The 25,011-nt window shown below is 51.1% G+C and carries 20 protein-coding genes; 18 read left to right on the top strand and 2 right to left on the bottom strand.

The features are described 5' to 3' along the window. Window positions 1-69: 69 nt before the first annotated feature. The 9 genes from H70357_RS04275 to thrC all read left to right on the top strand — a co-directional run bounded on the left by H70357_RS04275 (window position 70) and on the right by thrC (window position 9,829). The gene (locus tag H70357_RS04275; protein ID WP_038586129.1) at window positions 70-414 is read left to right on the top strand and encodes a hypothetical protein; all 345 of its coding nucleotides are present in this window, start codon (window positions 70-72) and stop codon (window positions 412-414) included. A 299-nt stretch (window positions 415-713) separates the two neighbouring features. After that, window positions 714-1,799, top strand: a complete 1,086-nt coding sequence (locus H70357_RS04280; protein ID WP_038586133.1) for an ABC transporter substrate-binding protein — start codon at window positions 714-716, stop codon at window positions 1,797-1,799. Between the two features lie 2 nt (window positions 1,800-1,801). Continuing rightward, window positions 1,802-2,764 (top strand): nucleoside hydrolase, encoded by a 963-nt coding sequence (locus H70357_RS04285; protein WP_038586135.1) that lies wholly within the window; start codon window positions 1,802-1,804, stop codon window positions 2,762-2,764. A 3-nt stretch (window positions 2,765-2,767) separates the two neighbouring features. Next, window positions 2,768-3,589, top strand: a complete 822-nt coding sequence (locus tag H70357_RS04290) for an ABC transporter permease (RefSeq protein ID WP_038586139.1) — start codon at window positions 2,768-2,770, stop codon at window positions 3,587-3,589. A gap of 4 nt (window positions 3,590-3,593) precedes the next feature. Next, window positions 3,594-4,382 (top strand): ABC transporter permease, encoded by a 789-nt coding sequence (locus tag H70357_RS04295; protein WP_038586142.1) that lies wholly within the window; start codon window positions 3,594-3,596, stop codon window positions 4,380-4,382. Window positions 4,383-4,398: 16 nt separating this feature from the next. After that, window positions 4,399-5,463 carry an ABC transporter ATP-binding protein gene (locus tag H70357_RS04300; protein ID WP_038586144.1) on the top strand — a complete coding sequence of 355 codons (1,065 nt, stop codon included), beginning with the start codon at window positions 4,399-4,401 and terminating at the stop codon, window positions 5,461-5,463. A gap of 22 nt (window positions 5,464-5,485) precedes the next feature. After that, a complete protein-coding gene (locus tag H70357_RS04305) occupies window positions 5,486-7,207 on the top strand; it encodes an adenine deaminase (RefSeq protein ID WP_038586147.1) in 1,722 nt (573 codons plus the stop codon). Window positions 7,208-7,825: 618 nt separating this feature from the next. Then, window positions 7,826-8,320: a CYTH domain-containing protein gene (locus tag H70357_RS04310; protein ID WP_038586150.1), complete on the top strand. Its 495-nt coding sequence runs from the start codon at window positions 7,826-7,828 to the stop codon at window positions 8,318-8,320. 120 nt (window positions 8,321-8,440) lie between these two features. Next, the gene (gene thrC, locus H70357_RS04315) at window positions 8,441-9,829 is read left to right on the top strand and encodes a threonine synthase (RefSeq protein WP_038586152.1); all 1,389 of its coding nucleotides are present in this window, start codon (window positions 8,441-8,443) and stop codon (window positions 9,827-9,829) included. 239 nt (window positions 9,830-10,068) lie between these two features. On the opposite strand, the gene H70357_RS04320 is transcribed toward thrC, so the two are convergent. After that, window positions 10,069-11,352 (bottom strand): PucR family transcriptional regulator, encoded by a 1,284-nt coding sequence (locus H70357_RS04320; protein WP_038586154.1) that lies wholly within the window; start codon window positions 11,350-11,352, stop codon window positions 10,069-10,071. A 119-nt stretch (window positions 11,353-11,471) separates the two neighbouring features. Here H70357_RS04320 and H70357_RS04325 point away from each other — a divergent pair, with 119 nt between their 5' ends. The 5 genes from H70357_RS04325 (at window position 11,472) to H70357_RS04345 (ending at window position 17,161) form a co-directional block, all read left to right on the top strand. Next, the gene (locus H70357_RS04325) at window positions 11,472-13,412 is read left to right on the top strand and encodes an NAD(P)/FAD-dependent oxidoreductase (protein WP_038586156.1); all 1,941 of its coding nucleotides are present in this window, start codon (window positions 11,472-11,474) and stop codon (window positions 13,410-13,412) included. Window positions 13,413-13,433: 21 nt separating this feature from the next. Continuing rightward, window positions 13,434-14,258 carry an acetoacetate decarboxylase family protein gene (locus H70357_RS04330; RefSeq protein WP_081965682.1) on the top strand — a complete coding sequence of 275 codons (825 nt, stop codon included), beginning with the start codon at window positions 13,434-13,436 and terminating at the stop codon, window positions 14,256-14,258. Between the two features lie 55 nt (window positions 14,259-14,313). Further along, window positions 14,314-15,087 (top strand): SDR family NAD(P)-dependent oxidoreductase, encoded by a 774-nt coding sequence (locus tag H70357_RS04335; RefSeq protein WP_038586158.1) that lies wholly within the window; start codon window positions 14,314-14,316, stop codon window positions 15,085-15,087. Between the two features lie 170 nt (window positions 15,088-15,257). After that, window positions 15,258-16,244: a Gfo/Idh/MocA family protein gene (locus tag H70357_RS04340; RefSeq protein ID WP_038586160.1), complete on the top strand. Its 987-nt coding sequence runs from the start codon at window positions 15,258-15,260 to the stop codon at window positions 16,242-16,244. Window positions 16,245-16,285: 41 nt separating this feature from the next. Then, window positions 16,286-17,161: a radical SAM/SPASM domain-containing protein gene (locus tag H70357_RS04345; RefSeq protein WP_038586162.1), complete on the top strand. Its 876-nt coding sequence runs from the start codon at window positions 16,286-16,288 to the stop codon at window positions 17,159-17,161. 89 nt (window positions 17,162-17,250) lie between these two features. Here the strand turns inward: H70357_RS04345 and H70357_RS04350 are convergent, their stop codons facing one another. Further along, window positions 17,251-18,255 carry a LacI family DNA-binding transcriptional regulator gene (locus tag H70357_RS04350; RefSeq protein WP_038586164.1) on the bottom strand — a complete coding sequence of 335 codons (1,005 nt, stop codon included), beginning with the start codon at window positions 18,253-18,255 and terminating at the stop codon, window positions 17,251-17,253. Between the two features lie 484 nt (window positions 18,256-18,739). Between H70357_RS04350 and H70357_RS04355 the strand changes: the two genes are divergently transcribed. The 4 genes from H70357_RS04355 to H70357_RS04370 all read left to right on the top strand — a co-directional run bounded on the left by H70357_RS04355 (window position 18,740) and on the right by H70357_RS04370 (window position 25,009). Then, entirely contained in the window at window positions 18,740-20,101 is a 1,362-nt protein-coding gene (locus H70357_RS04355) for an ABC transporter substrate-binding protein (RefSeq protein WP_038586166.1), read from the top strand. Window positions 20,102-20,253: 152 nt separating this feature from the next. Further along, the gene (locus H70357_RS04360; protein ID WP_081966097.1) at window positions 20,254-23,175 is read left to right on the top strand and encodes an extracellular solute-binding protein; all 2,922 of its coding nucleotides are present in this window, start codon (window positions 20,254-20,256) and stop codon (window positions 23,173-23,175) included. 54 nt (window positions 23,176-23,229) lie between these two features. Next, entirely contained in the window at window positions 23,230-24,102 is an 873-nt protein-coding gene (locus H70357_RS04365; RefSeq protein ID WP_081966099.1) for a carbohydrate ABC transporter permease, read from the top strand. A gap of 58 nt (window positions 24,103-24,160) precedes the next feature. After that, window positions 24,161-25,009, top strand: a complete 849-nt coding sequence (locus H70357_RS04370) for a carbohydrate ABC transporter permease (protein ID WP_379144308.1) — start codon at window positions 24,161-24,163, stop codon at window positions 25,007-25,009. The last annotated feature ends 2 nt before the right edge of the window (window positions 25,010-25,011 follow it).

A 25,011-nucleotide genomic window follows, 5' to 3' on the forward strand; every position in this document is an offset into this window, starting at 1 on the left:
CGATATTTATGTATAATAACAATTGCTATCGAAGGAATTGTACGATATTCTGTTTTCAAAGGTGGTTTCATGGCAGAACTGGAAAACAGCGAGCAGAAGAAGAAAATGTGCCAGATCTACAATGAGGTCTCTAAGGATTTGTTTGGTTTCGGGACGACCCTGCTCCGCGTTACTGTCGATCAGCGGGTCATTACCTTTCACGCCAAGCACCGCAGATCTCCCCGGTCGACCGCCCTGGAGGGCGAGGCGCCTGAACTAAAGCAGGAAGTGGATTTTCGGATGTCACTGCTGTTTAAGAAGAGATTTAAGGAAAGACTTGAAGCAGAGATGGGACTAACGATTGAGGTTCTGCTCAGGGATTACGACGCACCGACGGGGTGGGCCTTTACGAATATGATATTGGCCGGAGAATGACAGTTTCAATATGATATCCGCGGATTTTCGTTTTTGATCTATCTTAAGCGAAGACCGTCCTTCTATTACGGGTAGCTCTTTGCTTTGTTTATACAAAGAAAAGTGTTCTTGTTCCTACAAGAATGCTTTTCTTTTTTTTATGAAAAAATAAGGGGAATCAAGATTTTACTACCAGCAGGAGGTGCTGCCAAACCGTTTTCCGCCAGAAGCTCACTGGAATGAAGAGAACTGAAATTGCCGCAACTATAGGATGAAGACTGGATTTGTACAGCATATTACACTTGGGAGGTTATTTACTAATGAAAAAAATAATGAATGCGGGTCTTGCCCTTACACTGACTGCTGTGCTTGCTGCTTGCGGCAACAATACCTCGACGAACAACACAGGAACAAATAACGCGGCTGCACCCGAAGCGGCACAATCGGGCGAGCCTACGGAACTGGTTGTCTCCACCTGGGGTTTTTCAGAAGATTTCTTCAAGGAATCGGTCTATGCGCCGTTTGAGAAAGAGCACAATGTGAAAATCGTGGTGGAAATCGGCAACAACGCCGAACGTCTGAACAAAATCCGTCAAGGCAGCTCCGATGTTGATGTCATTTATCTGTCGGACTATTATGCGCAGCAGGCAATTAATGAAGGGTTGTTCGAAACGATCGACAGCAGCAAGATTCCGAATCTCCAGAACCTTTATGATATCGCCAAAGCCCCGCTGGGTGCAGAATACGGTCCTGCGTATACGATCGGACGCCTGGGAATTGCCTATAATCCGGCACTGGTTAAAGGCGACGTAACCGGCTGGAGCGATCTGTGGACGAAGTTTGATAAAAACCTGGCGATGCCGGCAATTACAGCTACAGCAGGTCCAATGGTTGTAGATGCGGCATCTCTTGCGGCGGGCAATGCGGACTTCAACGAGGATACAGCATTCACGAAGCTGAAGGAGCTGGACAGTAACGTTGTTAAATACTACGCCCAGACTTCCGAGTATGTGAACATGTTCGGCCAGGAGGAAATTGCCGGCGGTCCGATTATGGAAATGTACTTCAAGGATCTGCAGGCTGCTGTGCCTGACGCCAAATTTATCGCACCGTCTGAAGGTGCTTATGCTGTAATGAATACAGTCAACGTCGTCAAAGACAGCAACAATAAAGAGCTTGCCGAAGAATTCATCAACTGGCAGCTGAGCGATGAAGTGCAGGCGGCATCCGCCAAAGCAAAGGTCGATTCCCCAGTCAATATGAACGTAATGCTGACACCTGAAGAAGCTGTGGGCGTAACGTACGGACCGGATGTCATCGGCAAGCTGCGCAAGCTGGATATGTCTTTCGTGAACGAGCACATTACAGAGTGGACGGACCGCTTCAACCGTGAGATTGGCGGCTAAGGATGACGGGGCGTAAAAAAGTCATTCTGGACGTAGATACTGGGGTGGATGACGCGCTGGCGATTATGCTGGCGGTGACGAGCGGACAGCTCGACATTCTCGGCATCACCACGGTCAGCGGCAACGTCTCACTGGATCAGGCAACCCTGAACACCTGTAAAATTCTCCAGCTGCTCGGCGTGTCCGGGCAGATTCCGGTATACCGCGGAGCGGACAAGCCGCTGGCCCGCGAAGCGATTTTTGAGTACCGTGTGCACGGTGCAGATGGCATCGGCGGTGCATTGGGTGATATGCCGGTAACAAAGCAGGCGGAAACAGAGCCTGCGGAGGACTTCATCATCCGCCAGGTGCTGGCGCAGCCCGGCGAAATCACGCTGATCATGACCGCGCCGCTGACCAATCTGGCGCGCGCGCTGCAGAAATGCCCGGAGCTTATGCAGCATGCCGCCGAGGTAATCGTCATGGGCGGCGTGGTGCAGGGCTTCGGCAATATCACGCCGACGGCGGAATACAACATGTACGTCGATCCGGAGGCCGCGAAGCAGGTACTGGCTGCCGGGTTCCCCCGGCTGACGCTGGTCGGGCTGGATGTGACCCGCCGTGCGCTGCTTAGCGCGGAGGACATTGCGAAGCTGCGCATTCCGGCAATCCGCGATTATGTGGAGCAGAGCACCTCCGGCTACCGGAAGCGTTATTATGAGCGCAACGGTGTGCAGGCCTGTGCCCTGCATGATCCGCTGGCGGTTGGCGTGGCACTGAACCGCGGGTTCGTCACCGTGCACGATTATTATGTGGACGTGGAGACCCGCAGCGAGCTGTGCGACGGCCAGACCGTCTGTGATTTCCAGAACCGGCTGGGCAAGCCGGTAAATGCCGCTGTCTGCCTGGAGGTAGACGCGGCTGCTTTTCTGGAGTGTTTCATTGATAGCTTGAACCAAGAGCCGAAGAAGGACGGGAGTCATTAGAAAATGAAGAACAAAAGAGCAATGTATCTGCTGCTGCCGGGCCTCTTGTTCCTGGCGGCCTTCATGCTGGTCCCGATCACGCTGACCATTGCCTCCACTTTCGTGCAGGATGGGAAGCTGACGCTGGAAGGGTATCTGCATTTTTTCCGCGACGGGTACTTTAACCGCATCCTGCTGACTACGCTCCGGGTAAGTGTCGTGACCACGCTGGTCTGCATGCTGCTCGGGTATCCGGCGGCTTATTATATTTCGCGGGCAAGCGCACGGAAGAAGAGCCTTCTGCTGGCGCTGTCGATCTTCCCGCTGCTGACCAGTCCCGTTGTGCGTTCCTTCAGCTGGATGATTATTCTCGGCAAAAAGGGGCTGATCAACTCCTTCCTGGTCAACACCGGGCTGATCGAAAAGCCCCTGGATATTCTCTATACGCCTACGGCAATGATGATCGGGCTGGTGCATTTATTCCTGCCGCTGATCATCATCACACTGCTGGGGGTTATGGAGAATCTGGATCATGAGCTGGTCCGGGCGGCGCGCAGTCTGGGCGCTTCCCCGTTTGCGGCGTTCCGCAAAATCACCTTCCCGCTGACAGTGCCGGGGCTGATCATCGGCGGAATTCTCGTCTTCGTCGGCAGTCTGACGGCCTATACCACGCCGGCGCTGCTCGGCGGTAAGGAACGGGTGGTCTCCACCTTCCTGTACCAGAATGCCATGACGCTGAATGACTGGCAGGCGGCTTCGGTTATTGCCGTAATTATGATCGTCATTACATTTGTGGTCGTGGGGCTGATGAACGTCTGGGCCAACCGATTAAATCCGAAGGGGTGAGAACATGAAGGAAGGAAACCGCGCGCTGTCGCTGTATACGCTGTTGGTCTTTATTTTTCTGCTGGGTCCGCTCATCATCATTTCCGTTACTTCCTTTGAGCCGGGCACAGTCCTGAAATTCCCCCCTGAGGGCTTTTCATTGAAGTGGTACAAAAATATCTTCGAGGTCAGCGCGTTCATGGAGACCTTCAAGACCTCGATTGTGATCTCGCTGCTCGGCAATCTGCTGGCGCTTCTCCTGGGTGTACCTGCGGCCTACGCGCTGAGCAGATACCGGTTCCGCGGACGGGATACGCTGAATGCGATTTTTCTGTCCCCCGTCCTGATTCCCGGCATTGTTCTGGGCTTCACGCTGCTGCGCTACCTGATTGTAGTGTACGGGCTGCCGATTGTAGCCGGACTGTTAATCGGACATACGGTAATCATGCTGCCTTTTATTATCCGGGTGATTGCCTCGAGTCTGGAAAATTTCGATTTCGCTGTGGAAGAAGCGGCGCAGAGCCTGGGAGCTTCCAGATTGTACACGTTCTTTAAAGTGGTCCTGCCCAATATCCGTTCCGGTATTCTGGCGGCCATTCTGATTGCTTTTCTGGAATCCTTCAACAATGTGGACATTTCCGTGTTCATGACCGGCCCGGGGATCAGTACCCTGCCGATTCAAATGCTGACCTATGTGCAAAATTACTTCGATCCCACGATTGCCGCGATTTCAGTCATTCTGATGGTGCTGACGGCGGCGCTGATGTTCGTCATTGAGCGTCTGATGGGATTCGCTTATTTTACCAAACGATAAACGGAGGCATAACGCAATGTCACTATTAAGTCTTGATCATGTATCGGTTGCGTATGACAACCGTTTGATCCTGGAGGATTTCAATCTGTCGCTGGCCAAGGGGCAGCTTCTCTCGCTGCTCGGCCCAAGCGGCTGCGGCAAAACGACCACACTGCGGCTGATCGCCGGTTTTCTGAACGCGGAATCAGGAGCATTCATGTTCGGCGGGAAGGACTATACCAAGATCCCCGTGGAAAAGCGGAATTTCGGCTTTGTGTTTCAGAGCTACGCGCTGTTCCCGCATCTGTCAGTCTATGACAATGTGGCGTTCGGCCTCCGGCTGCGCAAGCTGAAGGAAGCGGAGGTTAAGAAGCGGGTTACCCGGATGCTGGAAATTGTCAGCCTGGGCGGCTTTGAGAAAAGACTGCCCGCTGCCCTTTCCGGCGGGCAACGCCAACGGGTAGCGATTGCCAGAGCGCTGGTCATCGAGCCGGACCTGCTGCTGTTCGACGAGCCACTCAGTAATCTTGATGCCAATCTGCGGGTGAATATGCGGGTGGAAATCCGCCGCATCCAGCAGGAGCTGGGCATTACGACCGTCTATGTCTCCCATGACCAGGAGGAATGCTTCTCTATCTCCGATCAGGTAGCCGTGATGAATAATGGCAAGATCGAGCAGCTGGACAAGCCATCGGCGATCTTCAAGTATCCGGCCAGTGAATTTGTGGCCCGGTTCATCGGTTTCGGAAACTTCATTTCCTTTGAGGGCAGGAATGACGAGGGAACGGATATCGAGCTCAGCCGCGGAGCGCTGAAGTTCCTGGCGGCCAAACGGCCGGGCGGGGAAGGCAATACCGGATTGCTTGGTGCCATCCGCCCTGATGATTTGCAATTGCTCGGCACTGCGCCTGATCCAAACACCGCCGGCAACACACTGCCTGGCACGGTGCAGATCAGCACGTATCTCGGCCGCAGCTATCAATACCAGGTGGAGACGGAGCTGGGTGTATTCACCGTTAATCAGGAAATGGAGCAGCCTTTCATTCAAGGACAGCAGGTTACGGTTTATTTTCCAAAAGAGAAGCTGGTGCTGGTGCAGTAGCGCTTCATAAGGAGCATACATGATGATTACAGATCAACTTATACTGAACGCTAAAGTGTACAACAGTTACTATAAACGGTTCGAGACGGCGAATGTCGCCGTGAAGGAGGGGCGTTTCCTCTATGTGGGGGCGCTCGGCGCGGAGACGTTCACAGCCGGGGAGGTCATTCAGGCGGAAGGCCGGTATATGGTGCCAGGCCTGATTGATATCCATCTGCATATCGAGAGCACGATGATTACGCCGGAGACCTTCTCCTACGGTATTCTGCAGCATGGGGTAACAACAATTGTTCCAGAACCGCATGAAATGGCCAATGTATTCGGCGTAGAAGGTGTACATGAGATGATCCGGGCCAGCCGGGACTGTCAGGTGGACATGTTCTATGCGATTCCAAGCTCGGTGCCGGCGACTCCGCTGGAGACAACGGGCGGCTCGATTGAAATTGCCGATATCGACGAGCTGATGGAGACGGAGCAGATGATCTGTCTGGGCGAAGTGATGAATTATGTTGATGTCATCCGCGACCCTGATTGCAAAAGCAACCGCATCATCCAGCATGTCCGCAGCCGTTATCCCGGTCTTGTCATCGAGGGGCATACGCCGAAGCTGCTGGACCTTGATCTGCACCGCCTGATCTATGCCGGGATTGATTCAGATCACACCCACCAGAGCATCGAAGGGCTGACCGCACGGATTGCAGCGGGGATGTTCATCGAGATTCAGGAGAAATCGATGACCCCGGATGTGATGGAGTATCTGATCAGCCATGCGGTCAGCGAGCATTTCTGCTTCGTGACCGATGATGTGATGACCGATTCCCTGGTGCAGACCGGACACCTTGATCATCTGGTACGTAAAGCCATCGCCATGGGCATGGCCCCGGAGGATGCAGTCTATGCTGCTACCTTCACCCCGGCCCGGCGGATGAAGATGGCTGACCGCGGCGTGATCGCCCCGAACAAAGCCGCCGATTATGTGCTGCTGTCGGATCTGGCCAGCTTCGCTATTGATAAGGTCTACAAACGGGGCGTCCAGGTCTACGACCGCATGCAGCCGCTGCCTCAGGTGGAGCGGGGGCCGCGGTTCCCGGCTCATTTCTACCGCAGCGTGCAGTTGGCTCCATTGGCTGCAAGCGACTTCGCGGTGTCATCGGAGCTGGCGGACGGCCGCTATGGCTGCCGGGTGATGATGGTCAACAACGTGTCCACGTTTACCGAAGAGAAGCACGCTGCGGCCGAGGTTAAGGGCGGCCAGCTGCAGTGGCAGGAAAGCGGCTATGGCCTGATCGCCACTTTTGAGCGCTATGGCAAAAACGGCAACCGCGCCTACGGCCTGATCGGCGGCGACACGATTAAACGCGGCGCCATTGCGACTACGTATTCGCATGACAATCACAATCTGCTCGTCGTAGGTCATAACCCTGAGGACATGATCCTGGCGGCGAATACAGTGATAGCTGCACAAGGCGGCTTCTGCGTCGTATGTGATGGTGAAGTGCTCGCATTGCTGGAGCTGCCGGTTGGCGGTATTTTGACCGAAGCACCGCTTGCAGAGACGGCTGAGCGCGTGCTCGCGCTGCGGACGGCAATGGAATCGCTGGGTTATAATCATTACAACCCGATTATGTCGATCAGCACCCATTCGCTCCCTGTCAGTCCTGCACTTAAAATCACGGATCACGGCCTGATTGATGTCGGCGCCGGACGGGTGGTACCGCTGCTGTTTCCGCTTGGAGAAGAGTAGCCGCTGCTAGATGCAGCGGTAAAGTCATTGAGACGGGGTATCCCAGCAGGGGATGCCCCGTCTTCTTGTGAATACTGAATCTGACGTCTGTATGCTGCAACGAGGCATCTCTGCTGATATAGCTCCTAGCTCATAATAGCTCAAAATCGGCGGCTGCTCACCAGCACCAGGTAGCGTCAAGCTCACAGAAGTACATAATTGCATTTACTGCAATTAAAAAGAGCTGCAGCGGTCTATTTTCAGCGATAATTGCATTTCGTACACTTAAAAAGGACAGTAAGCTTACTTTTCCTGGTATCGGCGATATTTAACTGTACAAAGTGCAATTATATTTTGATTAACGCTGATATGCGCCTTTTTAGTTGCACGAAGTGCAGTTAGGATGTGGCAAGGCTCTAATTCTTCTATGGAGCAACAGCCGTACCAGCTCAACAAGCAACCTTTCAGGCAGAAACGCGGACTCAGCAAAAATGGTTTTAGCCTAAGCATATGCTGGCTACTCGCACCGGCTTTTTCCCATAAGATTCGGCTTTTGCGATTGACTTGCGTATGACACGACCCTATGATGATTAATAATATAAAATATAAGCGGAACTGGAAGAGGAGAGAGCGAACAGCATGGCTATGGAAATTGAACGCAAGTTTCTGCTGCCGGAATATCCGGAGCGGCTTATAGAGGACGGACAGCTTACGGTACTCACCCGGCACAGCATAGATCAGACCTATCTCGCGATCGAAGACGGGCAGGAACTGCGGGTGCGCAAAATTACCGATTTGGATTCAGGAGAGGTTACCTTTACACATACCTTCAAGGATGGCAAGGGGATCAGCCGCCAGGAGATTGAATATTACATCTCGGAAGGAATCTATAATCAGATGATTGATGCGGTCAAGGCTATTCCGCTGGTCAAAACCCGGATTACCGGCGTATGGAACGGTACTACGGTGGAAATTGATCTCTACACCCAGTTGGAGCTTACGGTGCTTGAGGTTGAATTTGATTCGCTGGAGGAAGCGGAAAGCTTCGCCGCCCCGGACTGGTTCGGTGAGGATGTCAGCGTAGAGAAGAAGTACAGCAACAAGACCGTCTGGAAGCAGCTGCAGAATAAATAGTGCAGCCGGTTCAGCCCTGATTTTTTATCGCAAAAGTTGACACATAAATAACGGACTTTAACGCTTAAACGTGTTACTATATAGGTTAAATAAAGAGGGGTTCAGGAGGATGAGACAGGTATGGAGTATATAAGCACAAGAGGAAATGTGGAAGCCAGAGGCTTTATTGATACGGTTCTGATGGGGCTTGCGGATGATGGAGGGCTGATGGTCCCTTTTAAGATCCCGGTGATTTCCCCGGAAACGCTGGAAGAGTGGAGAAGCCTCAGCTTCCAGGAGCTGTTCCTGGAGATTTTCTCCTACTATACCAACGACGAAATTCCCTATGAGGATCTAAAAGAAATGGTATACACCAGCTACGGAAATTTCCGTGCGCCGGAGGTTACGCCACTACGCAAGATTAACGATTCGCTACATGTGCTGGAGCTGTTTCATGGTCCTACGTTTGCTTTCAAGGATGTGGCGCTGCAGTTTATGGGTGAGCTGTATTCCTATATCTCCAAGGTGCGGGGCGAGATCATCCATATCCTCGGTGCAACCTCGGGCGATACCGGAGCGGCAGCCATTCAGGGCGTTCGCGGCAAGGAAGGGATCAAGATCTGCATCCTGCATCCGCATGGCAAAGTAAGCAAAGTACAGGAGCTGCAAATGACGACGGTGGATGACAGCAATGTGCTGAACCTGTCCGTGGAGGGCAACTTCGACGATTGCCAGAAGGTAATTAAGGAGCTGTTCGCGGATCTGGATTTCAAAGGGCGTTATCATCTGCGGGCGATTAACTCCATTAACTTTGTACGTATCCTGGCCCAGACCGTTTATTATTTCTATGCCTATCTGCAAATTGAAGGCAGCGACGAGAAGAAGATCAATATCAGCGTGCCTTCTGGCAACTTCGGCAACATCTTTTCAGGCTATTTGGCTAAAAAGATGGGCCTGCCGATCAACAAGCTGATTATCGCCACCAACGAAAATAACATTCTCGAACGGTTCGTACTGACCGGCGAATACAAGCCAGGCAGTTTTACGGGCACTTACAGCCCGTCGATGGACATCCAGGTGGCGAGCAATTTTGAACGCTATCTGTATTATCTGTTGGACGAGGATACAGTGAAGCTGTCTGCATATATGTCACAGCTGCAAACAGACGGCAAAATTACGGTGGACGGCGAGCTGTTCGACCAGGTGCAGGCTGATTTTGCCGCGCTTGGGGTCAAGAACCAGCAATGCCTCGATACCATCGGCAAATACGAGCAGGAATACGGCTATTTGCTGGATCCGCATACAGCCTGCGGCATCGCGGCTTATGAGGCCTTCAGCGGTCCAGGCGAAACGGCCATTACCTTCGCAACGGCGCATCCGGCCAAATTCGACGAGGCGATTGCCCTGACCGGTATCAAGCAGGACTTCCCGGCGCAGATTTCGGCCTTGTTCGAGAAGCCGCAGCATATGACGGTAGTCGAGCATGACAAGGCGGAGATTGTGCGGCAGCTGCAGGCTTTTTACGGATAAACAAGCCAGCTGCTGGCTGAACTAGACACCTTTGATTCATAGAACGCCAAGAGCCCCTTTCTTCACCAGAAGAAGGGGGCTCTTGGCGTTCTTAAAATATAAGAAATTATCTGCTTCACGCTATAAATTATCCTTCTATTTCTCGCTGAAACGGATACCGTCCTATTGAGGACGGCGAAGCCGTTTCCACTTAGCGTTGTACACATAAGGCTGTGATCTGCTCATGCTGCGTTTTACGTTTATACGCCACGCACCGCTGCCAACTGCTGTTCCCTGGCTTTCTCGCAGAAATCAGCGACTTTGTAGGAGACGTAATAGGCCAGCATTTTTTCCGAATCGGAGAAATCGGTATCCAGCAGTCTCGCGATATGATCCAATTTATATCTGAGTGTATTCCGGTGAACATACAGCTCGTCGGAAGCGAGCTGCATGTTCCGGTTGTTTTTGAGATAAACAAAGAAGGTATGGTACAGGGTGGACTGATGGGCGGCATCGTATTCCTGCAGCTTGAGCAGCTCCGGATGACGGTACACCTGCTCCTCGCCGGACATCACCTCGGCAGAAAGCAGCTCATAGAGCTGGACATCGGCATAGTAGGTCAACTGCTGCCCGGGGCAGAGAATCCGGCCGATGCGGATTGCGCTTAAGGCTTGCAGATAGTGCATTCTGCACTGGGTCAGACTGGAGAACATGCTGCTGAGACCTATGGTGATGCCAGTCTGGTCCAGAAATTGCTGCAGCTGCCTGCTGCGGGCAAGCTCTTTGGAGAGATTTCCGTCATGGATCATCACGATCCGGCCCTCGTAATAGCTGCAAGGACTGCCGGGAAAAAGCTGTTGTAAACGCTCTCTTAAATAGTCGTCATAACGGCCCGATCCCTCATAGCGGGTTAGATCGAACAGCAGCACAAGCAGTTGTGTGCCGAACTTTAGGCCTGCCGATAACATCCGGTCCCGGATAGTGCCGGGGTCCTGTGGCTGCTGATCCAGCAGTCCGCAGATGAAATCCTCCACCTTTATATTTTTGGCGTTGCGGTAGTAGCTGCTCTTGCCCATTTCTTCCGCAAGGATGGTGGCGGCAATCGCCAGCAGTTCGGGATCTCTGGGCCGGAAAGGGCTCTTGCAGCCGAGCAGCAGCACGTTGCCGACTTGCTTGCCGCCTACTTTTATTTTGGAGATCAGCTTGGTATTGGCAGTCTCCTCGCAGGTAACTTCATACGCAGCATCCGTTTGTTTGCCCCGCCTTACACTTTCCATTCGGTTCACAGCCGCAATGAAGTCATAAGAGCAGTAGCCCTTGCGGATATTCTCGTTCCACAGATAATCGTCGATATCCTCCTGGCCGGAGTGGGCCACAATCTTGAAGCTTGCGTCAAACACAATCACGGGATTTCCCAGCAGCCCTGCGGCTGTGTTCACAATTGCCGAAAGGCCTGCGCCAGAAATGTATGCTGTGAACAAAGATGCGGTATAGTGCTCAACTTCGATTGTTTCACGCTGCAGCTCATTTAAGGTAACATCCATTGGTATCGCCCCCTAATTATCATAGTGCAATTTGCACTATAAAGAAGTGATTTTTGGCGCTTGTAAATATATTCACAAAGTATCCGGAGCCTTACACTATAGGTGGAGGTGCTAAGCAGATGAAATATGAGAAACTGTTTGCAGCAGGAAAAATAGGACGTCTTACCCTGAAGAACCGGATTGTAATGCCGGCGATGGGCACGTCACTGGCAGCGGCCAGCGGCGAAGCCTCGGACGAAATGATTGCCTTCTATGAAGAACGTGCCGCCGGCGGCTGCGGCCTGATTATTACAGAGATTACGCGGGTGGACAACGAAACGGGTGTGGGAACTCCCAACCAGCTGAATGCAAGTGATCTGTTATTCGTTCCACGTCTGGAGAAGCTGGCCAGAGCCGTACACCGCCATGACAGCAAAATCTTTCTCCAGCTGCAGCATCCCGGACGGCAGAATCACGGGCGGCTGATCGGCGGCAAGCAGATTGTGGCGCCTAGCGCAGTCATGTCATCAGCCATTGGCGAAATGCCCCGGGAGCTGACTACGGAAGAGGTTGAAGGGCTGGTGCGCAAATTCGTATTCGGCGCGGTTATCGCCCAGACTGCAGGGATCGACGGTGTGGAAATCCATGGTGCCCACGGGTATCTGATCGGGCAGTTTCTAAGCCCGCTGACCAACCTGCGGACCGACAAATACGGCGGTTCACTGGAAGGCAGAATGCGGTTCCTGAGTGAGATCGTTCAAGGAATTAAGCAGACCTGCGGGGCCGGATTCCCGGTATCCGTACGGATCGACGGGGATGAATTTGTGCCCGGGGGCATTACGCTGGAAGAAGCGCTGCTCACAGCGAAACATCTGGAACAGCTTGGTGTGGACTGCATAAATGTAAGCGCTGGCACCTATGAGTCGTCCAATACGATCATTGAGCCGATCTCCTATCCGCAAGGATGGAAAAAACATCTTGCTGCGGCCATGAAGCAGGCCGTTCAAATTCCGGTGATTGCTTGTGATGTAATCCGTAAACCGGAGTTTGCCGAGAGCCTGCTCCAGGAAGGAAATACGGATTTCGTGGCGCTCGGCAGAGCCCAGCTGGCCGATCCGGAGTGGGGGAACAAGGCGGCAGAAGGCCGCGAAGCCGAGATCAGAACCTGCATTTCCTGCCTGTACTGTATCCAGGAAGTGATGGAGTGCAAGGTCATTAAGTGCGCCGTCAATGCGCGGGTAGGGCGGGAGCTTGAATTCTCCGAGCCGCCGCGGGATGGCGGCGGCAAGGTTGTAGCCGTGATCGGCGGCGGTCCGGCAGGCATGGAGGCTGCGCGGATTCTGGCGCTGCGGGAGTTCAAGCCGGTGCTGTTCGAAGCGCGGGATGTGCTGGGAGGCAGCGTGGAGCTGGGAAGCCACCCGCCGCTTAAGGAGAAGCTGAACTGGTTCATCGACAATATGCAGCATCAGCTGGAGCAGCTGAATGTGGATGTCCGGCTTTCAACGAAGCCTACGCTGGAGCAGCTGAAGTCGCTGAATCCGTATGCGGTATTTATCGCTGCCGGGGCACAGCCGATTGTGCCTGCTATTCCGGGAGTGGATAAGGCAGCGGTCTGCACAGTTGTCGACGTGTTAAGCGGAGCTGCTGTAATCAAGAACAAGCGGGCGGTAGTAATCGGCTCGGGCATGACCGGACTGGAGACGGCGGAATATCTGGCCAGCCTCGGCAATCAGGTCACGGTAGTGGAAATGCAGCCGCGGGTTGGCCCGGATGCATATCTTCCGAACCTGATCGACATTGTTACCCGGCTGAAAAAGAGCGGCGTGGAGCTGCTGGCTTCGACGAAGCTGGTAGAAGTGCGGGACGGGGCCATTGTGCTGGAGAACAGCGCCACGGGTGAAACCTCAGTGAGGGAAGCAGATGCCGTAGTGCTGTCCATTGGAGTTGCACCTGAGCGTTCATTCACGGAAGAGCTCAAGCTGGCCCTGCCGAAGGTGAAGATAATTGGCGATGCCGGCAAGCCCGGCAGAATCGGGCAGGCGATTCAGTCCGGCTTCGAGACAGCATTTGTACTGAATTGATACTAAATAAAGGAGGATTCAATGATGGGGAGTTTTGTGAAAAGTTTTGCGGATATCAAGAAGTATGGAGGCAGACCGACTACCTTCTATGATGCAGAGATGCTTACGGTGTATTGGGAGACGAAACCGGAGATTATCGAACGCCTGCTGCCGAAGCCGCTGAAGCCTGCCAGCCGTCCGCTCGTCAATGCGTTTGTGGCCGACTATCCGGCAACGAACTTCTGCCCGCCTTACCGAGAAGCCGGATTGTTCGTGCTGGCCGACTATAACGGACAGCTGGGCAACTACTGTCTGTCCATGCCGATTACAAGCGATATCGGTATGGCGATGGGCCGCGAGGTCTGCGGCCTGCCTAAGAAGATGGCCGATATCCGCATGAACAGCTCGGAACGTACCTTCGAAGGGGCGATCAGCCGGAATGGCGTTGACTTTTTCAACATAAAGGCCACTATGGAGGACCGCTTCAATGACGGCAAGGCCGGAGGGGTTCTGGAGGAGTATTACGGCAAGGACATTCCTTTATACAACATCAAATATGCCAATGCGGTTGACGGAAGCGGCTTTGATCTGATGCCTACGCTGGTGACCCAGCGGCTGGTCAGTGACGTCAAGGTGTATAAGGCTGCCGAAGCTTCGATTACCTTCCAGGAGTCTGAGCATGATCCATGGAGCGAGCTTGAAGTCGTGAACATGCTGGGAGCGGTCTATACCGTCAGTACGAATGTGCTGGAAAAAGGCAAAGTGCTGGAACAACTCAATCCGATGGAGTTCCTGCCCTATTGCTATCTCCGCTGGGACTGGTGGGAGAACAAGCTGCAGCCGGAATATACCCCATCGTCCATATAAGTCGAGAACACATCATTATCAGAACAGGCTTACAAAACTATTAGGAGGGTTTACGATGAACAATCTTTTTGACTTAACGGGGAAAACGGCAATCGTGTCGGGCGCATCCAGCGGAATCGGTGTGGAGTTTGCGGAAATGCTCGCGGATCAAGGGGCTGATGTGGCGATATTGGCCAGAAGATATGACAAGCTGAAAGCGGTGGCTGAGAAGATCACGGCGAAGTATCCGGAACGCCGGATTATCCCGATCGAATGTGATGTAACCAAAGAAAACCAGATTATTGCTGCGGTTCAAAAGGTGATGGCCGAGTTCGGCAAAATTGATATCCTGCTGAACAACGCCGGTATCGTCGATTCCGTGCCTATTGAAGCGCTGGAGGAGGAGGCCTGGGACCGTGTGCTTGATACCGATCTGAAGGGCGTGTTCCTGATGTCCAAACATGTTATCCGCCATATGAAGGAACGGAAATACGGCCGGATTGTCAATACCGCCTCCATGCTGGGGCTTACCGCTTCGGCGTCCATCCCTACCCATTCCTATAACGCGGCTAAGGGCGGAGTGATTCACCTGACCCGGGGTGTGGCAGCAACGTATGCGAAGCACGGAATTACTGTCAATGCGATTGGACCGAGCTTGTTCAAGAGTGAAATGACGGAGAATACGCTCTTTTCGGAGCAGGCTTTGAAAATGTACAACGCCGTATGCCCGATGGGCCGTCCCGGAAATCCCGGTGAGCTGAATGGAGCTGTGCTGTATTTTGCCTCGGATGCTTGCAGCTACACTACCGGGCAAACGTTGTTCGTTGACGGAGGCTGGACGATTATATAATTTAAAAGTGTTGTGAGGAGAAGCGCCTGCATTTATGCAGGTGCTTTTTTTCACATAGTGATCCTATCAGAATTTGTCGGAAATTACCCGTTAAAAGTGGACATGACCACCCTGACAGTGAGAAAATAGCATATAGAGATTAGTGAGAACAAAAAAAGGACGGGATCATCATGACAATTCGATTCGGGGTCGTAGGCACCAACTGGATTACAGACCGCTTTGTTCAGGCCGGACTGGAAAATGAGGAATTTCTCCTTACAGCTGTACATTCCCGCACAGAAGAGAAGGGCCGCGCTTTTGCCGCCAAATATGCGGGAGCTGCCATTTACACAGATCTGGAGGAGATGGTCTCCAGCGGCGAAGTGGACGCCATATATATCGCCAGTCCCAATTCCATGCATGCCGAACAGGCGCTGGTGTGCATGAACCATGGCAAGCATGTGATATGTGAGAAACCGGCCGCTTCCAACAGCACAGAGCTGCGGGCGATGATTGAAGCTGCGAACAGCAATGATGTGCTGCTGATGGAGGCAATGAAATCAACCTTCATGCCGAATTTCGGCGTTATTAGAGACAACCTGTACAAGCTGGGTCAAGTGCGGCGGTATTTCGCCAGTTATTGTCAATATTCGTCGAGATATGATGCATACCGGCAGGGAACGGTGCTGAATGCTTTTAATCCGGAATATTCGAACGGCTCGCTTATGGATCTGGGCATTTATTGTCTGTATCCGCTGGTGGCATTGTTTGGCAAGCCTGATTCGATTAAGGCTACGGGCATTATGCTTTCTTCCGGAGTGGACGGGGAGGGGAGTATGGTTATGCGCTATGCCGATATGGATGCGGTTGTCATGCATTCCAAGATTACCGATTCCTATTTGCCTGCCGAGATTCAGGGGGAGAACGGAACGATGGTGATCGACAAGATCAACCAGCCCTATCAGGTCAAGATTCATTACCGCGACGGTACGGTCGAGGAGCTTACGCTGCCGCAGGTATTCGAACCGATGTATTATGAGGTGCAGGAATTCATCCATCTGCTGAGGAATGGACACCGCGAGAGCAACACCAACAGCCATGCCAATTCGCTCGCGGTTGCGGAGGTTATGGAGGAAGCCAGAGCACAGATCGGCCTCCGCTACGCCTCGGATCTATAGTTGAAACCGCTGGGATTACAGAGGGAAAAGGGGAGCAGAACTTGAAGACTTTCAAAAAGGTGTACATCGAGATTACAAGCGTCTGCAACCTGGCCTGCAGCTTCTGTCCGCCCACGGAGCGGCAGAAGAATTTCATGAAGCTCGACACCTTTAATAAGATTCTGGACGAGATCAAGCCACATAGCAGTCATATCTATCTTCATGTCAAAGGCGAGCCGCTGCTGCATCCGAAGATCGGCGAGCTGCTGGACGCTGCCCACGCCAAAGGCTTCAAGGTAAACATTACGACCAACGGCACGCTGATCCATAAGGCGGGGCCGAAGATTCTCGGCAAGCCGGCGCTTAGGCAGATGAACTTCTCGCTGCACAGCTTCGACGGACATGCTGGCTCAGAGAACCGCGAGGGCTATCTCCGGGAGATCATTTCGTTCGTGCGCGAGGTTTCTGCGCAGGGTGTGATTATCTCCTTCCGGCTATGGAATTTGACGGAGGATAACCTGACCAATCTGGAACGAAGCCGCAACCGCGAGACATTGGCCTTGCTGGAGGAGGCGTTTCAGCTGGATTTCAAGATTGAGGAGAAGGTTATGCCGGGCACTGGCGTCAAAATCGCCCCGCGCATCTATCTCAACCAGGACCATGAGTTCAAATGGCCTGCCCTGCACGAGCCGGAGGACGACGGCAAAGGCTTCTGCCATGCGCTGCGCAGCCAGGCGGCGGTGCTGGTCGACGGCACGGTCGTGCCGTGCTGTCTTGATGGCGAGGGTGTCATCAACCTCGGCAACATCCATGAGAAGCCCTTCTCCGAGATTGTCGAGGGCGAGCGGGCGAACAACCTGTTCTACGGCTTCTCCCGCAGGGAAGCCGTAGAGGAGCTGTGCCGCAAATGCGGGTACCGGCAGCGGTTTGGAACTTAAGCTTTTGTAGTTGCTGTATCCAAAAAAGAGAACCGGGACTTTCCGGTTCTCTTTTTTTGGATGGAACAAAGACGTTTAACTTATATCTGCTAGTCCCTAATGATCACATCTGCCTGTATAAGTGTTTTTTCATAACTCGTGCCTGGATTGAGGATTCTCCACAGCAGCTGATCTACAGCTCTTGTACCAAGCAGCTCCTTATTGACATTAACGGTCGCCAGGAATGGTATGGAAGGATGCGTATTGTCAAAACCGGTAAACACCAAAGTGTCGGGTATAGCCATGCCCATAAATTCGAACGTCTCCATGGCGAACAAGGCGTAAATATCGTTTGCGCATACAAAGACCTCGGGCAGTCCGTGTTCGGTAATGGCAGCCGCGAAGGTTTCCCTGAAGTTATCAATTTCGGGTCCGTTAAGTGAAGGGATCTGCTTAAGTTCGATATCGTTATCTTCGAGTGCTGCCCGAAAGACAAGGAATCGTTCATAAAAACTATGGGCATCACGTATGTTTCCAAGGAATTGATAGTCCCGGTAGCCCTTATTAATGACAAAGTTCATCATTTCTTTCATGGATGACGGATTATCGGTAAAGATGGAATCGCAATGAAAGCTGGGGTCGGAGTGATCCACCATCATGACCGGAATGCCCAGACTACGAATCTCTACCAGAATAGGTGTTGAAATGGAACCTACCGTAATCACACCCATGATCGCTTCAGGGTTAAGAAGAGAAAACATCGAGTCGTCTTTAGGTTCCGTTAATGTTAATACGTTAATGCCCCTCTGATTCAATCTGGAAGAGATACCGCTAAATACCGGTCCCCAATACAAAGATTCCGGGTTCTGGTAGCGGATGTTTGGAAATAAAACCAGAACTGTGCCGGACCATTTGCGGGCATCCAGATCGACCAGCTCGCCTGGAGTTTGCGCAGACTTAGAGTCTTTAAAGTAACCAAGCTGTCCGGCGGCCTTGAATATCGTATCTCTCGTCTGTGAACTGACTCCGGGTTTGCCGGATAATGCCCTTGATACTGCAAATTTCGACAGTCCCGTAAAATCAGCTATGGATTGGATAGTTACTTTACGTCGCATACAAATCATCCTACTTTAATCAGATTATTTTATAATTCCCGAAGACAATTACATTACAATTTTACATGAAGAATGAGTGGCTAACACTTGTTTTTTTGAATTTGGTTATTTGCTTCCTTTGGGATGGTTTTGTTATTTTGTTTTAGGGCTATATTTTTGTTTGGGATTTTTGATTATTGTTATTTTGTTATGCAAAAGATAACATTATTATTTACAATGTACAAGTTAATGACTTATTTACGATATAACTTGTCCTATTTCATGGAAAAAGTGAGATTAAGTATAAAAAATGATTGACCGTTTTCTTGGGTGGTGGTAATATTTGTTATGTTAAGAAAAACAAAATACAATAACAAATAAAGGCGGTGTTCCAAACAAACGAAGGAAATTGTGCTTCTGTTATTTTTTTATGCAGTCGTGTAAGCGCTTTAACCAGAAGGGGACAGCACTGACGTATTCATATCATTAACGGGAGGTTTGACGAATGAGAAAGATAAAGGGGTATTCAGTTTTATTATTATGTTTTGTTTTTTTACTTACAGCCTGCAGTGGCGGAAACAATGCTGCCAACAATACAAAAGTAAATGCGACTACTGAGCCTGCAGCTACAGAAGCGGCGGTAGAAGCAACAGCAGAAGCAACGGCAGCACCGGTTGACATGGGCGGACGTGTAATTAAGGTAGCGGCTTGGTGGGATCTGAAGCCTGCGGGCAATTCAGCCTCTGAGAAGGAACGGCTTGCTAAAATTGCTGAAGTAGAGAAAAAGTATAACTGCAAGTTCGAATTTGTAAACGTTCCCTTCCAAGAGTTCATGCCTAAATTCACGGCTACCGCGCTTACGGGTGAACCCTTTGCCGATATCGTCATTATGGAGTACAACTCGGCATGGCCTGCAATCCTCAAGGGACAGCTGCTGAAAGTTAGCGAATATACTACAGCCGCTTCCAATATCAACAATGAAGCTAATCTATTGGTTAAGGCACCTCAAATCGCAAACGAGGACTATGCCTTCGCTGAACCCGGCGTCGGTGGTGCGGGCATCCATTACAACCGCGATTTGTTCAAAAAACTGGGGCTTCCCGATTTGCAGGAGCTTTATGCCAGTGGACAATGGAATTGGGATAAATTCATCGAAGTCGCCAAACAAGCCACTAAGGATACGAATAATGACGGTAAAATCGACACTTATGGATTCTCGGGCTGGGCTATCGATATCCTGCGTAACTTCTCCGCAGCTAATGGTGGAAAGCTAGTGGACGAAGCCACAAGTACACAAGGTCTGACTGATCCCAAAGTCATTGAAACCGCTGAATTTATAAACCGTTTGTACAACGTTGAAAACGTTGTCAAAGTCAAAGGGTCAGACAAAGTTGGCTATGACGAATTCAATACCTTCAAAGATGGCGATGTAGCGATGTTCCCGGCTCCGATTTGGAATTTGGGAGATTTGACTTTCGATTTCGGTGTTGTTCCGTTCCCGAATGGACCCTCAGGATCTCCTGAACTTACCTATGCTGATAACGGCAAGAATGCATTTTTCATTCCTAAAGGTGTAAAAGATCCACAGGCTGTCTACCAGGCTTTCGAAGATACCTATGATATTACTCAAACCGGAGATTTTCCGAGCCAAGAGTGGCTGGAAAGCATCTACACTCATGAAGAAGATGTAGCTATGATGCATGAGCATATCAACAACACAGGCCAGATTCTTTTGGAAACCGCTTACCCGGAATTCCCGACCACCAATTTCATGAAGGACATTATTGTAAACAATCAATCGGTTACAGCAACAGCCGAGAAATATAAGCCAGAGGCGGAGGCTTCCATTGCCAAGCTAGGCAAGTAACAGAAGCGGTTCGTATCGTCATAAGAACAGGGGGATGTCTTGGCGACTCCCCCTGTTGTATGAATATAAGATTTCACCATAGCACGTAAGCTCTCCCGTAAAAGGGTGATAACCGCTTGCGCTTGTAAGGAGGACTTCTGGTGATAAGTAAAATGCGTCAATCCAAAATGGCCAAGAATATAACGCTTGCTGCAATGGCATTATTGATCACGCTTCCGGCAGGCTTAAATGTACAGGTAGATGCAAGTGCGCAAGCAACGTCCGCAGTGGAGCAAGTACCCAATGAAACAACGGCTACAGTGGAGACAGCGGCTTTTAATGAGCATAAATACGTATCCTATTTAACCGAACATGAGGGGGCTTCCAGACCTGATCAAGAAATTGTACTGGAGGCAGCTAATTATAGTCATGTTGAGGGCAGCGGCTTCGAGAAGCTGCCGGATTACGAAGGCATGGCAGGCCAATCTCTATTAACGGGGGAATCCGGCAGGGTCGAATGGAATGTTCAAGTCGCGGAAGAGGGCTTCTATAATTTATCCATGCTGTATTATCCCGTTGAAGGGAAAAGCTCAGCGATTGAGCGCGCCTTATATATTGACGGCAAGCTCCCTTTTCGGGAAGCAGCTTTCTTGCAGTTTGACCGTATTTGGGTTGACCAATTGGATCAGCTGGTTCAGGACAATCAGGGCAATGATCTGAGGCCTAGACAGATTGAGAAACCGGGCTGGAGCGAGAAAGCGTTCCAAGACTCTAACGGTTATGAGAATGAGCCCTTTTTATTTTATTTCTCTAAAGGCTCACACACGTTAACTTTGGAATCTTCCAGAGAACCAGTCGTTCTTAAGCAGTTGAAGCTGTTTAAGCAAGCGGAGCCGCTGCCTTATAAGGAAGTAAAGAAGCAATTGGATGCCGATGGTGTTCAGGCCTCCAGCGGTCAGCTCCTGAGGATCGAGGGAGAGGATGCGGCTGCCAAATCATCGCCAACCTTGTACCCGCTTAGCGAGCGTTCCAGTGCCGCGGTTCATCCTTACAGTTCTTCCAAGATCAAGATCAATACCATAGGCGGGCTGAATTGGCGAATACCCGGCCAGTGGATTGAATGGGAAATTGATGTCCCTGAGACCGGATTATATAAAATGGCCTTTAAGACACAGCAGAATTATGTCAGGGGGATTTATTCCACCCGGAGGCTGACCATAGACGGAATAGTGCCGTTTGAGGAAATGGCAAAGGTTCCGTTTCGATATAAAAGCTCCTACCGGTTGGACATTATGGGTGGGGACGAACCCTATTTATACAAGCTGGAAAAGGGCAAACATGTTGTGAGGCTTGAGGTAAGCCTTGGCGAGTTCGCCCCTTTAATTCGCGAGGTAGAGGACAGCCTGTACAATCTCAATTCCATGTACCGCAAGATCCTGATGATTACGGGAACCAAGCCGGATGAATACCGTGATTACCAGCTGGATAAAAAAGTGCCTGACATGCTTGAGGTGTTTGGTGCCGAACGGGACCGATTAACGGGGATTGCCAAGCAATTGGTCCAGTTGTCAGGACAATCGAGTGATCAGGAAGCGCTGCTCAAAACAATGGCACAGCAGTTGGGCGAATTAATTGATGATCCGGACACCATTCCAAGAAGACTGGCCGCATATAAGACGAATACCGGAGGACTTGGAACATGGGTACAGACAGCAAGAGAGCAGCCGCTTGAAGTAGATGCACTTTACTTAGCTTCTCCCGATAAGAAGTTTCCCAAGAAAGGGATGGGTTTTGGCTCGAAGTTTAAGCATGAGACCGCTACCTTCTTCGCTTCCTTCTTTACCGATTACAACCAAATCGGAAATGTGTCGGAAGAGGATGACCAGAAATCAGTAACCGTCTGGATCGGAAGCGGACGGGATCAGGCGAATACGATGAAGGCCATGATTGATGAGACATTCACATCCGCCACGGGCATTAATGTCAACCTGAAGCTCGTCAACATGACGACATTGCTTCCGGCTACCTTAGCCGGGCAAGGACCCGATGTAGCGATGCAGATCGGCAATGATCTGCCTGTCAACTTTGCGATGCGCAATGCGGCGGCGGATCTGACACAGTTTACAGACTTTGATGAAGTGAGCAGCCGTTTCCGGGAAAGCGCAGTTGTACCTTACAGATATGATAGCGGAGTGTATGCCTTACCTGAGACCCAGACCTTTAATATGCTCTTCTACCGGAAGGACATTTTGGAGGAGCTTCATCTGCAAGTGCCTCAGACTTGGGATGAGGTATCCACTTTACTTGCTGTGCTCAGTAAGAACCATATGCAGTTTGGACTGCCGGTTGTGGTTCAATCCGCAGTCCAAGGGCAGAACATCCCGCCTAACTCGATGTACGCCGCTCTCTTATTTCAGAATGGCGGACAATTTTACCGGGATGGCGGACAGGAGTCAGATCTCGATTCGCGGACCGGGATGGAAACGTTCAAGCAATGGACGGAGTTTTACACCGATTACAAGCTTGAGCGTGAATATGACTTTGCCAATCGCTTCCGCACAGGAGAAATGCCTTTCGGCATAGCCGATTACACACTATATAACCAGCTTTCTGTATTTGCTCCGGAGATTCGGGGGATGTGGGGCTTCGTGCCGATCCCGGGAACCGTGCAAACAGATGGCACCTTGGACCGGACGGTATCCAGCGGGGGAAGTGCTGTCGTGATGATGGATAAGGCCAAAGACAAAGAGGCCTCTTGGGAATTCATGAAATGGTGGACGAGTGAAGAGACGCAAACGGTGTTCGGACGTGAGATGGAAGGGTTAATGGGGGCGGCAGCCCGTTATCCGACCGCTAACATCAAAGCGTTGGACAGCTTGCCTTGGCCCGTTGCCGATTATGATAATTTGAAAGCCCAGTTCGAGTGGGCCGAAGGTGTTCCTGAAGTTCCGGGCGGGTATTTCACGGGCAGACATTTATTCAACGCTTTCTACAAAACGGTAGTCGGCGGCGTGGAAGCACGGGAATCCATTATGGACTATGTCCAATATATTCAGGACGAGATCACCACCAAACGGAAAGAGTTTGGTCTATAGCGGTAAGGAGGAGGGTCAAGCGTGCAAAATTGGTGGAGCCTGAAGTGGCGGGAAATGAGAGCCAATAAGCATTCGTATATTTTGATGGCGCCGTATATGATATTGTTCGCCGTATTTACGGTCTTGCCTGTCTTGGTCTCGATCGTGCTTAGCTTCACATACTTCAATATGTTGGAGTTTCCGAAGTTTATAGGCTGGCAGAACTATACCCGCTTATTTCTGGAAGATGATGTCTTTCTGATTGCCCTCAAAAACACACTGTTATTCGCAGTGATCACAGGGCCGATTAGTTATATCGCCTGTTTTGTTTTTGCCTGGATCATTAATGAGCTGTCTCCAAAGCTTAGAGCTGTAATGACGCTCGTCTTTTATGCGCCTTCCATTTCGGGAAATGTCTATTTCATTTGGCTCATGATCTTCTCCGGAGACCGGTATGGAATCATGAACGGATTATTACTGAAGTTTGGCTTTATCCTGGAGCCGATCCAATGGCTCAAAACGGAAGGCTACATTATGCCTATCATCATCCTTGTTCAATTATGGCTCAGTCTCGGAACAGGGTTCCTCACGTTCATTGCAGGCCTGCAGACTGTTGATGGAACGTTATATGAAGCGGGAGCTGTGGACGGGATCAAAAATCGCTGGCAGGAGCTGTGGTACATCACCTTGCCTTCCATGCGCCCGCAATTGATGTTCGGTGCCGTTATCCAGATAACGACCGCGTTTGCCGTAGCTGATGTTTCGATTGCGCTGGCAGGGTTCCCGAGCGTGAACTATGCAGCGGAAACCATCGTCACACATTTGATTGATTTTGGCACAACCCGATTCGAAATGGGCTACGCTTCAGCTATTGCTACCGTGTTGTTCCTGATCATGGTTGGATCGAACCTAATTGTTCAAAAACTGCTTAGAAAGGTGGGTGAATAGAGGCATGACTATCCCCTTTCAAATGAATGCAAAACAACGGTTAAGCCGGTCGATCCGGATGCCGAAAAAGCGGGTGAACCGTTCAGCATGGGGCACTTTATCTTTATTCGCCCTGCTCACCGTATTTGGAGCATTTATGATTCTACCGCTTGTCTACGCTATTAATAATGCGTTCAAGCCGCTGGATGAAATCTTTATCTTCCCGCCGACGTTATTTGTCCGCCATCCAACGATGAACAACTTTATAGATCTGTTTAATCTGCTCGGAAATTCCTGGGTTCCGTTCTCGCGGTATATTTTCAATACGGTATTTATTACCGGCACGGGTATTGTCGGTCACGTATTGCTGGCCTCGGCAGCGGCGTACCCTCTCGCTAAACATCATTTTCCCGGCAAAAAGATATTGTTCAGCATCGTTGTCTTGTCGCTTATGTTTACGCCGGCAGTAACCGCGATGCCAAACTATATGATCATGTCCTGGCTCGGGTTGATTGATACTTACTGGGCAGTCATTATTCCGGCGTTTGCTTATTCACTGGGTTTATATTTAATGAAGCAATTTATGGAACAGATTCCGGATGTGCTGCTGGAAGCCGCTAAGATAGACGGGGCAAGCGAATACCGCATTTTTTGGTCCATCGTTATGCCTAACGTAAAGCCGGCTTGGCTGACGCTCATCATTCTATTATTCCAAATTCTATGGGGCAGTGACGGGAACGGGTTCATTTACAGTGAACAGCTGAAGTCGCTTCATTTTGCGGCGGGCCAAGTGGTGGCCGGGGGAATTGCCCGTTCCGGTGCAGCGGCGGCGGTAGCTCTCATTTTAATGAGCGTACCCATTACGCTGTTTGTTTTTTCGCAGAGCCGGATTATAGAGACGATGGCTACTTCGGGAATGAAGGACTAAGG

It is taken from the genome of Paenibacillus sp. FSL H7-0357 (assembly GCF_000758525.1).
Classification (GTDB): Bacteria; Bacillota; Bacilli; order Paenibacillales; family Paenibacillaceae; genus Paenibacillus_AQ.

Coding starts and splice junctions, on each gene's coding strand:
- H70357_RS04355 (WP_038586166.1), top strand. CDS start 18,740: ATGAGAAAGATAAAGGGGTATTCAGTTTTATTATTATGTTTTGTTTTT.
- H70357_RS04365 (WP_081966099.1), top strand. CDS start 23,230: ATGAGAGCCAATAAGCATTCGTATATTTTGATGGCGCCGTATATGATA.
- thrC (WP_038586152.1), top strand. CDS start 8,441: ATGGAGTATATAAGCACAAGAGGAAATGTGGAAGCCAGAGGCTTTATT.
- H70357_RS04305 (WP_038586147.1), top strand. CDS start 5,486: ATGATTACAGATCAACTTATACTGAACGCTAAAGTGTACAACAGTTAC.
- H70357_RS04360 (WP_081966097.1), top strand. CDS start 20,254: ATGCGTCAATCCAAAATGGCCAAGAATATAACGCTTGCTGCAATGGCA.
- H70357_RS04330 (WP_081965682.1), top strand. CDS start 13,434: ATGATGGGGAGTTTTGTGAAAAGTTTTGCGGATATCAAGAAGTATGGA.
- H70357_RS04325 (WP_038586156.1), top strand. CDS start 11,472: ATGAAATATGAGAAACTGTTTGCAGCAGGAAAAATAGGACGTCTTACC.
- H70357_RS04370 (WP_379144308.1), top strand. CDS start 24,161: ATGCCGAAAAAGCGGGTGAACCGTTCAGCATGGGGCACTTTATCTTTA.
- H70357_RS04280 (WP_038586133.1), top strand. CDS start 714: ATGAAAAAAATAATGAATGCGGGTCTTGCCCTTACACTGACTGCTGTG.
- H70357_RS04275 (WP_038586129.1), top strand. CDS start 70: ATGGCAGAACTGGAAAACAGCGAGCAGAAGAAGAAAATGTGCCAGATC.
- H70357_RS04320 (WP_038586154.1), bottom strand. CDS start 11,352: ATGGATGTTACCTTAAATGAGCTGCAGCGTGAAACAATCGAAGTTGAG.
- H70357_RS04350 (WP_038586164.1), bottom strand. CDS start 18,255: ATGCGACGTAAAGTAACTATCCAATCCATAGCTGATTTTACGGGACTG.
- H70357_RS04295 (WP_038586142.1), top strand. CDS start 3,594: ATGAAGGAAGGAAACCGCGCGCTGTCGCTGTATACGCTGTTGGTCTTT.
- H70357_RS04285 (WP_038586135.1), top strand. CDS start 1,802: ATGACGGGGCGTAAAAAAGTCATTCTGGACGTAGATACTGGGGTGGAT.
- H70357_RS04340 (WP_038586160.1), top strand. CDS start 15,258: ATGACAATTCGATTCGGGGTCGTAGGCACCAACTGGATTACAGACCGC.
- H70357_RS04290 (WP_038586139.1), top strand. CDS start 2,768: ATGAAGAACAAAAGAGCAATGTATCTGCTGCTGCCGGGCCTCTTGTTC.
- H70357_RS04335 (WP_038586158.1), top strand. CDS start 14,314: ATGAACAATCTTTTTGACTTAACGGGGAAAACGGCAATCGTGTCGGGC.
- H70357_RS04310 (WP_038586150.1), top strand. CDS start 7,826: ATGGCTATGGAAATTGAACGCAAGTTTCTGCTGCCGGAATATCCGGAG.
- H70357_RS04300 (WP_038586144.1), top strand. CDS start 4,399: ATGTCACTATTAAGTCTTGATCATGTATCGGTTGCGTATGACAACCGT.